9 protein-coding genes are annotated in these 10,628 nt (G+C 70.7%); 6 read left to right on the forward strand and 3 right to left on the reverse strand.

Annotation, left to right across the window (positions count from 1 at the left end):
• Nucleotides 1-55 precede the first annotated feature (55 nt).
• The 6 genes from ndk (at nucleotide 56) to proB (ending at nucleotide 7,921) form a co-directional block, all read left to right on the forward strand.
• Nucleotides 56-472, forward strand: a complete 417-nt coding sequence (ndk, locus tag FB390_RS28175) for a nucleoside-diphosphate kinase (protein ID WP_141812285.1) — start codon at nucleotides 56-58, stop codon at nucleotides 470-472.
• A 530-nt stretch (nucleotides 473-1,002) separates the two neighbouring features.
• Nucleotides 1,003-4,173 (forward strand): translation initiation factor IF-2 N-terminal domain-containing protein, encoded by a 3,171-nt coding sequence (locus FB390_RS28180; RefSeq protein ID WP_141812286.1) that lies wholly within the window; start codon nucleotides 1,003-1,005, stop codon nucleotides 4,171-4,173.
• Nucleotides 4,174-4,471: 298 nt separating this feature from the next.
• Nucleotides 4,472-4,783 (forward strand): 50S ribosomal protein L21, encoded by a 312-nt coding sequence (gene rplU / locus FB390_RS28185; protein ID WP_068065454.1) that lies wholly within the window; start codon nucleotides 4,472-4,474, stop codon nucleotides 4,781-4,783.
• Nucleotides 4,784-4,805: 22 nt separating this feature from the next.
• Nucleotides 4,806-5,072, forward strand: coding sequence for a 50S ribosomal protein L27 (gene rpmA, locus FB390_RS28190; protein WP_068065451.1), 267 nt, complete (start codon nucleotides 4,806-4,808; stop codon nucleotides 5,070-5,072).
• A gap of 142 nt (nucleotides 5,073-5,214) precedes the next feature.
• Entirely contained in the window at nucleotides 5,215-6,669 is a 1,455-nt protein-coding gene (gene obgE, locus FB390_RS28195) for a GTPase ObgE (RefSeq protein WP_141812287.1), read from the forward strand.
• A gap of 136 nt (nucleotides 6,670-6,805) precedes the next feature.
• The gene (gene proB / locus FB390_RS28200; RefSeq protein WP_141813129.1) at nucleotides 6,806-7,921 is read left to right on the forward strand and encodes a glutamate 5-kinase; all 1,116 of its coding nucleotides are present in this window, start codon (nucleotides 6,806-6,808) and stop codon (nucleotides 7,919-7,921) included.
• 180 nt (nucleotides 7,922-8,101) lie between these two features.
• Here proB and FB390_RS28205 read toward each other — a convergent pair whose 3' ends face one another.
• The 3 genes from FB390_RS28205 to FB390_RS28215 form a co-directional block, all read right to left on the reverse strand.
• The gene (locus FB390_RS28205) at nucleotides 8,102-9,409 is read right to left on the reverse strand and encodes a hypothetical protein (protein ID WP_141812288.1); all 1,308 of its coding nucleotides are present in this window, start codon (nucleotides 9,407-9,409) and stop codon (nucleotides 8,102-8,104) included.
• Nucleotides 9,406-9,780, reverse strand: a complete 375-nt coding sequence (locus FB390_RS28210) for a hypothetical protein (protein WP_141812289.1) — start codon at nucleotides 9,778-9,780, stop codon at nucleotides 9,406-9,408. The genes FB390_RS28205 and FB390_RS28210 overlap by 4 nt, the downstream gene beginning before the upstream one ends.
• A gap of 83 nt (nucleotides 9,781-9,863) precedes the next feature.
• The gene (locus FB390_RS28215) at nucleotides 9,864-10,577 is read right to left on the reverse strand and encodes an ESX secretion-associated protein EspG (protein WP_141812290.1); all 714 of its coding nucleotides are present in this window, start codon (nucleotides 10,575-10,577) and stop codon (nucleotides 9,864-9,866) included.
• Nucleotides 10,578-10,628: the final 51 nt, after the last annotated feature.

Genomic DNA, 10,628 nt, shown 5'->3' on the forward strand with positions numbered 1-10,628 from the left:
GGCTGGGAGCATCGCGGCTGAACGTTGGCTCTCCAGGTGAATTAGGCTGTGCGCCGTGACTGAGCAGACGTTGGTACTCATCAAGCCGGACGGCGTGGCCCGTGGCCTGGTCGGCGAGGTGCTGGCCCGTATCGAGCGCAAGGGCCTGAAGATCGCGGCCTTGGAGCTGAAGCAGGTGTCCGAGGAACTGGCCGAGGCGCACTACGCCGAGCACGCCGAGAAGCCGTTCTTCGGCTCCTTGATCGAGTTCATCACCTCCGGCCCGGTCGTGGCCGCAGTCCTGGAAGGCCCGCGCGCCATCGCCGCGTTCCGGCAGATCGCCGGCGGCACCGACCCCGTCGAGAAGGCCGTGCCGGGCAGCATCCGCGGCGACTTCGCCCTCGAGACCCAGTACAACCTCGTGCACGGCTCGGACTCCCCGGAGTCGGCCAAGCGCGAGATCGGACTCTGGTTCCCCGAGTTCCCCGCCTGAGTTCCCCCGCGTACTCGCCGCGCCGCACCATGTCGGCGCGGCGAGCCCCGCACGGCCCGCGCACCGCGTCGGCCCTTGTCGCGCCGGGTCGCGGCGATGTGGCAAACCCGGAGCATCGGGCCGCTCACGCGCCGATGGCGAACCACCGGCGCGCGGTGTGGGATACTGGCAGTGGTCGTCAACGACACCGGCAGTTCGCGCAGGTACGCGAATCGTGGGTGACGATGCCGACCGGATGACACCGCGGTTCGATGCCGATCATCGCTGCCACGGACAGCCGCGCCCGGTTGCTGAGGGTGTGGGAGTTCGCGTCGGCACGCTGGATGAGCGCTCGTTTCCGCGGAGTTCAGCCAACAGCCAGGCGCCGCGTGACCAGTTAGCCCGAAGACGAAGAACCAGGTGACAACCGGGCACGCGGGGCGAGACCACAGGACCTCGCGTCGACGACGTGAGGTGTACGGACAGCGCCCCCGCGTTGGCCGCGTCACTCCGTACCGGGAGGGACGCGCCCGGGGGCCCGAGGAGACTTCGTGGCCGAACAAGAGCCGCTGGAAACAACATCACAGGATGCCGATCAATTGCCGGAGCGAATCCGAGTTCACGCGCTTGCCAAGCGGCTGGGAGTGACGAGCAAGCGCATCCTGGCCAAACTCACCGAGCTGGGCGCCGACGCGCGCAGCGCGCAATCCAATGTCGACCGGGCGGTCGCGGAATCGGTACGCGACGCACTCGTCGCCTCAGAACCCGAGACGACGACGCCCGCCGCGGAAGCCGAACCCCAGGCCCCGGCGGCCGATGCAGCCGACGCTGCCGAGCCGGAGCAGGCCGGGCAGCCGAGCGGGTTGCTCTTCTCCGCACCCGATCCGCTACACACCGGACTACCGACCGCGGTCGACACGCCGGCGCAGCCCACCCAGCTGTTCACCCACGCCGTGCAGGGCGAGCCGCACGTCGCGACGCCGCCGGTCTTCGAGGCGCCGTCCGTCGCCGCGCCGCTGTTCCTGTCGCCCGACGCGGCGGCCGCCGAGCAGATGCGTAAACGGCGCCGTGCCGAACGCGATGCCAAGCGCGCCGAGGAGCCCGCGGCCCCCGAGGTGGTCGAGGAGGAACCCGACACCACCGAGGACGAGCAGGAAACCGCCGAGCAGCAGGGCGAGGCCGACGAGCAGCCGCGCCGCAGGCGCCGGGGCAGGCGCGGTCGTGGCCGCGGCCGTGGCGAGCAGCACGCCGACGCCGAGGGCGACGAGGACGAGCACGCCGAGTCCGACACCGAGGACGAGGGTGGCGCGGAGACCGCCGAGGGCGCGGAATCCGCCGAGCCGACCGACGAGGGCGACACCGAGTCCGAGTCCGACGAGTCGGTGCCGGAGGGCGCGAGCCGCCGTCGCCGTCGCCGTCGCCGTAGGAAGGTCGGCGGTGAGGGCGGCGACGCCGAGCCGTCCGACGACGACCCGCCGAACACGGTCGTGCACGAGCGCGAGCCGCGCAACAAGAGCCGTAACCGCGCCGCCTCGGACGAGGTGCAAGGCATCACCGGCTCGACCCGGCTGGAGGCGAAGCGTCAGCGTCGCCGCGACGGTCGCGAGGCCGGTCGCCGCCGCCCGCCGATCCTGACCGAGTCGGAGTTCCTGGCCCGCCGTGAGGCGGTCGACCGGGTGATGGTGGTGCGCGAGAAGTCGTTCTCCGAGCACCCCACCGCCACCCAGGTCGCGGTGCTCGAGGACAACATCCTCGTCGAGCACTTCGTCACCAACACCGGCCAGGCGTCCATGGTCGGCAACGTGTACCTGGGCAAGGTGCAGAACGTGCTGCCCAGCATGGAGGCGGCGTTCGTCGACATCGGCCGTGGCCGCAACGGCGTGCTGTACGCGGGCGAGGTGAACTGGGAGGCCGCCGGGCTCGGCGGCAAGGAGCGCAAGATCGAACAGGCGCTCAAGCCGGGCGATCAGGTGCTCGTCCAGGTCTCCAAGGACCCGGTCGGCCACAAGGGCGCCCGGTTGACGACTCAGATCAGCCTGGCCGGTCGCTTCCTGGTGTACGTGCCGGGCGGCACCTCCACCGGTATCAGCCGCAAGCTGCCCGACACCGAGCGCAAGCGGCTCAAGGAGATCCTGCGCGACATCGTGCCCGCCGACGCGGGCGTGATCATCCGCACCGCCTCCGAGGGCGTCAGCGAGGCCGAGCTGGCTCGCGACGTGGAGCGGTTGCAGACCACGTGGCGTTCCATCGAGGAGCAGGCCAAGAAGGACGGCGGCGCGCCGAAGACCCTGTACGAGGAGCCCGATCTTCTGGTCAAGGTTATCCGCGACCTGTTCAACGAGGACTTCTCGCGGCTGGTCATCGAGGGCGACCGGGCATGGAGCACGGTCGAGAACTACATCCACACCGTCGCGCCGGACCTGCTCGCGCGGGTCTCCCGGCACGAGAACAACGGCGTGGACGTGTTCGAGACCTTCCGCATCGACGAGCAGCTGGCCAAGGCGCTGGATCGCAAGGTGTGGCTGCCCTCCGGCGGCACCCTGGTGATCGACCGCACCGAGGCCATGACCGTCATCGACGTGAACACCGGCAAGTTCACCGGTTCGGGCAACAGCAACCTGGAGGAGACCGTCACCAGGAACAACCTGGAGGCGGCCGAGGAGATCGTGCGCCAGATGCGGCTGCGCGACATCGGCGGCATGATCGTCGTCGACTTCATCGACATGGTGCTGGAGTCCAACCGCGACCTGGTGCTGCGCCGCCTGACCGAGGCGCTCGGCCGGGACCGCACACGGCACCAGGTCTCCGAGGTGACCTCGCTCGGCCTGGTCCAGATGACCCGCAAGAAGCTGGGTACCGGTCTGGTCGAGGCCTTCTCGACCACCTGTGAGCACTGCCACGGCCGCGGCATCCTGGTGCACACCTATCCGGTGGAGCCGTCGGCCGCCGAGGAGACCGCGCCCCGCCGCGAGGCCGGTTCGCGTCGTCGCCGCGGCAGGGACAAGGGCGCGGCCGCGGCGGCCGCCACCAACGGGACGCCGCCGCCGAGCGAGTCGGTCGAAGAAGAGGCCGCCGTCAAGCGGGCGCATCCGGTGGCACTGGCCATGGCCGCGCACAGCGGCACGGACACCGAGCCGGAACAGGCCGAGGTCGCGGAGGCGGAGGTCGTCGCGACCGAGGCCGACGCGGTGGCGGCGAACGTCGCCGACGCCGTGGCCGCCGCGCAAGAGGCGCTGGCCGAGGAAGCCGCCGAGTTCGAGACGGTGACCGAGGAAGCCGCCGAGGCCGAGCCGGTCGTCGAGTTCGAGGCGGTGGAGGAGCCGGTCGCCGAGGTCGAGGAGCGGGAGGCCGAGCCCGTCGTGGCGGTGCCCGCCGAGACCGGTCCGGTTCCGGTGACCGAGGTCGAGGAGCCCGTCGTTGCCGAGCCGGTGCGGAAGGAGCCCGCGGTCGCGGACGCCGCTGTCGCCGCCGCGGATCGTTCGGTTGCCAACGGTGAACCGGAGCCCAGGCAGACGGGTCGCCGTCGCCGTGTGGCGCGTTCGGCGGCCGCGCCTTCGGCCGACAGTGCCGGAGCGGTCTTCGTGCTGTCGAGTGGCGATCAGGACACCGCGGCCGCCGTCGACTACTCGGAGCCGGAGCCGGTCGAGCTGCCGCAGCGGGCACGTCCGCGACGCAGGGCCGTCGGCCGTCCCGCGGGCCCGCCGGTCGACGCGCCGAACTGAGAAGATCATGGCGATTCGGCCGGTCGGACCCGAGCGGGGCGACCGGCCGAATACGTTCCGGCGGCGGTCCGCTCGGTGGAAACCGCGCGTGACGGGGTTGCCGGGAGGCTGCCGACCACCGAATTGGGTCGGAGACCAGCGGTCTGGTAGCCTCGGAGGGTCGCTGCCTGGCGATGCGCCCGAAGCTGCTGACGCAGCGAGGTATGCGCCCCCGTGCAGCAACCAGCCAAGACAATTCACGTCGCGACTTGTGGCGTGAATGAAGCACGAGAAGACATCGAGTGGAGGAAGCCGACCGATGGCAACGTACGCGATCGTCAAGACCGGCGGAAAGCAGTACAAGGTCGCGGTCGGTGACCTGGTGAAGGTCGAAAAGATCGAGGGTGCGCCGGGTTCCGCCGTCGAGCTCTCGCCCGTCCTCGTGGTGGACGGCGCCGAACTGACCACCGACGCGGCCAAGCTGGCCGAGCGTTCGGTGACCGCGGAGCTGGTCGAGCAGACCAAGGGCCCCAAGATCCGCATCCACAAGTTCAAGAACAAGACCGGCTACCACAAGCGCCAGGGTCACCGTCAGCCGCTGACGGTCCTGAAGGTCACCGGCATCAAGTAAGACATCCCGAGGAGACTCAGCTATGGCACACAAGAAGGGCGCGTCCAGCTCCCGGAACGGACGCGATTCCAACGCCCAGCGACTCGGCGTCAAGCGCTTCGGCGGCCAGACCGTCAAGGCCGGCGAGATCCTGGTGCGTCAGCGTGGCACCCACTTCCACCCCGGCGTGAACGTCGGTCGCGGCGGTGACGACACCCTGTTCGCCCTCGAGGCGGGCGCGGTCCAGTTCGGCACCAAGCGTGGCCGCAAGACCGTCAACATCGTCGTCCCGGAGCCGGTTCAGGCCTGACCGCCTAGCCGATCCAGACAAAGCCGAGCGGGTCAGGGTATGTCACCCTGACCCGCTTTTCGCGTTCCCGTGGCGGCGACCGCCGAAGAATCCAGCGCGAGCCCTCGAAGAACGACCAGCCCAGAAGGAGGATGATTCGACCATGTCGAAATTCATCGACCGTGTCGTGCTGCACGTGCGTGCCGGAAAGGGTGGTCATGGGTGCGCATCGGTGCACCGCGAGAAGTTCAAGCCGCTCGGCGGACCGGACGGCGGCAACGGCGGCAACGGTGGCGACGTCATCCTCGAGGTCGACGCCAACGTGCACACGCTGCTCGACTTCCACTTCCACCCGCACGCCAAGGCGGGCAACGGCAAGCCGGGCGAGGGCGGCAACCGGGACGGCAAGACCGGCGGCGACCTGCTGCTGAAGGTGCCCGACGGCACCGTCGTGCTGGACAAGCACGGCGAGATCCTGGCCGATCTAGTCGGCGCGGGCAACCGCTACGTCGCCGCGCGCGGCGGACGCGGCGGACTCGGCAACGCGGCGCTGGCTTCGAAGGCGCGCAAGGCACCCGGCTTCGCGCTGCTCGGCGAGGAGGGCGAGGAACGCGAACTCGTCCTGGAACTCAAGTCGGTCGCCGACGTCGGCTTGGTCGGCTTCCCGTCGGCGGGCAAGTCGTCGCTGGTCTCGGTGCTGTCCGCGGCCAAGCCGAAGATCGCCGACTACCCGTTCACCACGCTGGTGCCCAACCTCGGCGTGGTGGCCAGCGGCGACACCACCTTCACCATCGCCGACGTGCCCGGCCTGATCCCCGGCGCCAGCGAGGGTCGTGGCCTCGGCCTGGACTTCCTGCGCCACCTGGAGCGCTGCGCGGTCCTCGCGCACGTCGTCGACTGCGCGACCCTCGAACCGGGCCGCGATCCCGTCTCCGACGTCGACGCCCTCGAAGCGGAACTCGCCGCCTACAAACCCGCGCTCGCCGCCGACGCAGGCCTCGGCGACCTGGCCGACCGCCCGCGCGTGGTGATCCTGAACAAGACCGACGTCCCCGACGGCGCCGAGCTGGCCGAGATGGTGACCCCCGAGTTCACCGAGCGCGGCTGGCCGGTCTTCGAGATCTCCGCGGTGAGCCGAGCGGGCTTGCGCCCCTTGACCTTCGCGCTCGCCGACTTGGTGCGCGAGTACCGCGAGGCGCACCCGAAGGCCGCGCCGAAGCGTCCGGTGATCCGGCCGATCGCGGTGGACGAGTCCGGCTTCAGTGTGATCCCCGATCCGGAGGAGCCGGGCGGCTTCATCGTTCGCGGCACGCGCCCCGAGCGGTGGGTGCGCCAGACCCAGTTCGACAACGACGAGGCCGTCGGCTACCTGGCCGACCGGCTGGCCCGCCTCGGTGTCGAGGAGGAGCTGGTGCGGCTCGGCGCCGAACCGGGCGCTCCGGTCACCATCGGCGACGTCAGCTTCGACTGGGAGCCGCAGATCTCGGCGGGCATCGATCACGTGCCCACCGGACGCGGCACCGACATCCGTTTGGAGCAGACCGACCGGGTCAGCGCCGCGGAGCGCAAGCATGCATCGCGGGTGCGCCGCGGTCTGGTCACCGAGGACGAGGATTGATCGTGCAAACCGTTGCCGCCGAACGGTTCCGATCGTTCGGCGGCGGGTTCGGGCGGCTGGCCCGCCGGACAGCACATTCGGTTGCGGTACAGGGAGTTCTGTTGTGACGCAGGTGAATTCGGGGCTAGCGGACGCGGTGTCGCCCGGCGGGCTCAGTGACGCGCGGCAGGCGATCGCCGCGGCGCGCAGTGTCGTGGTGAAGATCGGCTCGTCGGCGTTGACCAGCCTGAAGGGCGGTCTGGATACGACGCGGCTTGACCGGCTCGCCGACGCCGTCGAGGCCCGCATGCGCGCGGGTTCGGACGTGGTCGTCGTCTCGTCGGGCGCCATCGGTGCGGGCCTCGCGCCACTCGGATTGTCAAGTCGCCCAAGAGATCTGGCGACCAAGCAGGCGGCGGCGAGTGTCGGCCAGCTGGCGCTGGCGCACGCGTGGGGCACCTCCTTCGCCCGCTACGGCCGCACCGTCGGCCAGGTGCTGCTCAGCGCCGACGACTTCTCCCGCCGTGAGCACCACCGCAATGCCCAGCGCACCCTGGACCGCCTCCGTTCGCTCGGTGCGGTCGCGGTGGTGAACGAGAACGACACGGTCGCCACCGAGGAGATCCGGTTCGGCGACAACGACCGGCTCGCGGCGCTGGTCGCGCATCTGGTCGGCGCGGACGCGCTGATCCTGCTCTCCGATGTGGAGGGCCTCTACGACGGCGACCCGCGCAAGGGCGCGGCCAACTTCATCCCCGAGGTCCGCAGCAGCGCCGATCTGGACGGCGTCATCGCGGGCAGCGGCGGCGCGCTCGGCACCGGTGGCATGGCCTCCAAGCTCTCGGCGGCACGGCTGGCCGCCGACGCGGGCGTCCCCGTGCTGCTCGCCGCCGCCGAGGAGGCCGCCACCGCGCTCGCCTCCGGCACCGTCGGCACGGCGTTCGCCGCGCGCCCGATTCGCCTCTCGGCCCGCAAGTTCTGGGTCCGCCACGCCGCCGACAGCCGCGGCGCCCTGGTCCTGGACGACGGCGCCGTGCAGGCCGTCGCCCAGCGCCGCCGCTCCCTGCTCGCCGCGGGCATCACCGCCGTCCGCGGCCGCTTCTACGGCGGCGACGTGGTCGACCTCCTCGCCGCCGATCACCGCCTGATCGCCCGCGGGGTAGTCGAATACGACAGCACCGAACTCTCCACCATGCTCGGCCGCTCCACCACCGAACTACCGGACACCATGCAGCGCCCGGTGATTCACGCCGACGACTTGGTGAAGGCCTGAGTTCCCAGCGCCGCGTCCACAAAGGTTGGGCACGCAATCCGACCGAATGTCACCTTCGGTCGGCCTATCGCGATGAATGTCACCTTCGGTCGGGTCACCCGGTAGGCAGGCCGGGTGACCGAAGGTGACGTTCGGTCGGTCTTGCGGGGTGAAGGTGGCCTTCGGTCGGTTACCGGTGCGCTAGCTGGGGGTGCCGGATTGGGGAACCACGCCTGGTTGGTCGGTGTGGGACGTGCCTTGGTTCTGGCCCTCCGGGATGGGGCCCGTGACGCCAGGTTGGCCGCCCGGATCGGGGAGCGGCTCGGGCTCGCCCGGCGGCGGAACTGGTTCCGGTGACGGCGGGGGCGGCGGGGCCTCCTGGGTGGGCGGAGGCGCGGGGGTCTCCTGGGTCGGTGGCGGCACCGGCGATTCTTGGGTAGGTGGCGGCGCGGGGGTCTCCTGGGTCGGTGGCGGCACCGGCGATTCTTGGGTAGGTGGCGGAGCAGGAGTTTCCTGGGTTGGCGGCGGCACCGGCGACTCTTGGGTAGGCGCGGGCGCCGGAGTCTCCTGCGTGGGCGGAGGGACGTCCTGCGTCGGCGGCGCCTGGGTGGGCGGCGGTGTCGGAGCTTCCTGCGTGGGAGGCGGTGCGTCCGAGGTCGGCGGCGCCTGGGAAGGTGGCGGTGCCGGGGTCTCCTGTGTAGGTGGTGGAGTCTCCTGAGTTGGCGGCGCGTCGGGGGTCGGCGGCACTTCAGGTGACGCACCCGGCGGAGGTGCGGCAGGGGCGTGCGATTCGGGCGGTGACTCCGGCGTGGCATCCGTGGGTGGCTCTGGCTGCGAATCCGCGCCTGGCGGAACGTTTTCCGGCGCGTTCGGCGCTTCGCCCTCCGGCGCGTCTCCCGTCGACCCGTTGGACCCGTACTTCGATGATCCGTTGGGCGACTGCGGAATCGCCTCCGCATCCGAAAGCGTCGACAGCACAGGCGGTTCCGGCAGTGCGGGCACGCCGGTCCCCGCCATCGAATAGGCGGGTTTGTAGACCATGTTCATCGCGAGCACGGCTTCCTGCCGCAGCGCCTCCTGCGCCATCTGCGCGTCGATGACGTTCGCCGCCTCGAGCAGCTGGGCGATGGCGCCGATCGGTCCGGAGCTGCCGGGCGGCACCACGGCCAGCTTGACCGCTTCGGCCGCCGCCGCGACGCCGCCGAGGCGCGCGCCGACTTGGCCCATGACGGCGCTGAGTTCGTCGACGGAGGCGGCGAAGCTTCGCGTGCTCGCGTAAGCGGCGTTCGCGGCGGCGCCTTCCCATTCCATGCCGTTCATGACGCGGTCCGCGCCGCCGCGGGTCAGCGGCATCGAAGTGGCCAGCGCGGCGGCGACCTCGAGCCAGGTGACCGAGGCACGCAGGATCTCCCCGGCGTCGATCTGCTGGGTCTTGGCGTAGATCTCCTCGTGCGGCATCGACTCGAAGTGCTCCATCGAGCTGATGTAGGTGGGGTCGGTGCCGGTCATCGGGGCAGCCTCGTTTCCACCGCGCGCAGCGCGGCCGCGTTGGCGGCGTCGGCTTCCTCGTAGAGTCCGGCGCTGATCAGGAACGCTTCCTTCATGCGGTAGGCGGCCTCGATGTAGTGATCGAGCAGCGCCGCGGCGTCGCGCGCCTTGTGGCCGAATCCGGCCTGCAGTTGCTGCGCGGAGACGAAACCGCCGAATCCTTGCGTGTCGGCTACGGATTCGAGGCGTTGCTGCAGGTAGATCAGCCGGTCGGCCTGGTTGTCGTAGATCTCGGCGCACCGCCGCGCCGCGTCCGGATCGAACTTGACGGTGCCTGCTTGCGCTTCCTGCTTGAACCGCGCTATATCGGCTCGGCTGGTCTCGATCGTCATGCGCACCCCCCGGGGATCGGTCGGTTGGCTTCAGCTTAATGGGCGCAGCCGGACGGAGTCCGCCCAAAGCCCGCGCGCGGCGCTCACCTCGCCTGTGCCGGAATGCGTTTCTGCAGTTGGGCGGCGATCTGCTCGGGTGAGGCGGGCACGATGTGCACCGTGTCGTCCGCCTTGATCAGGTAGCGCCCGTCGCCCTGCACATCGATCCAGGTGTAGTGGATCGGCGTGACCGGTTCGTCCCGATCGAGCCGAGCTTCGATGCGTAGGTGTCCCTCGGCGGTGTGCGGTTTGAGCAGCAGCCTGCGGATGGGGTTCGCGGCGGGCTGGGTGGCGACGACGGTCTCGGTGTCGCGGACCGCGGCGGCGCTCGCGGCGCGGGCGGGTTCGCGTCCGGCGGGTGTCTTCGGCAGCAGCGTGGCGATGCGGCTGCCGAGCTTGCTCGCGTGTCCGATCGAGATGCGCACCCGGCCGCCGAAATCGGGACGGGCGCCGGGTTCCTGGATGGCGAGGACAGCGCGGTCGTACACCGCGCAGGCCAGCAGCCGCAGCTCGCTGTTCGGGGTGCGCGCGCCGCCGATGGCGACGATCCTGGTGTGCGGTTCGGTGAGTATCCGCAGGCAGGCGGACAGGTCGGGGTCCGCGCCGAGCGGCAGGCGCCGATTCAGCTGAGCCCGCAGCGCCTCGGCCTCGTGCTCGGTGCGCGGCGTCTCCAGGATGCGCAGCGGGTACGGGTGGCGATCCACTTGCGTTTCCCGCCAGATGTGGGCGAACTCGTCCGGGGTGAACGTCCAACCCACGCCGAATCACTCCTCACCGAACCCACCGAACTGCCCGCAGCATATCGGTGT

This window comes from Nocardia bhagyanarayanae, from assembly GCF_006716565.1.
In the GTDB taxonomy this organism is placed as follows: Bacteria; Actinomycetota; Actinomycetes; order Mycobacteriales; family Mycobacteriaceae; genus Nocardia; species Nocardia bhagyanarayanae.

Excerpts from the sequence above, each read along its gene's own strand:
- FB390_RS28210 (WP_141812289.1), bottom strand. The coding sequence starts at position 9,780 with ATGACGATCGAGACCAGCCGAGCCGATATAGCGCGGTTCAAGCAGGAA.
- rpmA (WP_068065451.1), top strand. The coding sequence starts at position 4,806 with ATGGCACACAAGAAGGGCGCGTCCAGCTCCCGGAACGGACGCGATTCC.
- rplU (WP_068065454.1), top strand. The coding sequence starts at position 4,472 with ATGGCAACGTACGCGATCGTCAAGACCGGCGGAAAGCAGTACAAGGTC.
- FB390_RS28205 (WP_141812288.1), bottom strand. The coding sequence starts at position 9,409 with ATGACCGGCACCGACCCCACCTACATCAGCTCGATGGAGCACTTCGAG.
- obgE (WP_141812287.1), top strand. The coding sequence starts at position 5,215 with ATGTCGAAATTCATCGACCGTGTCGTGCTGCACGTGCGTGCCGGAAAG.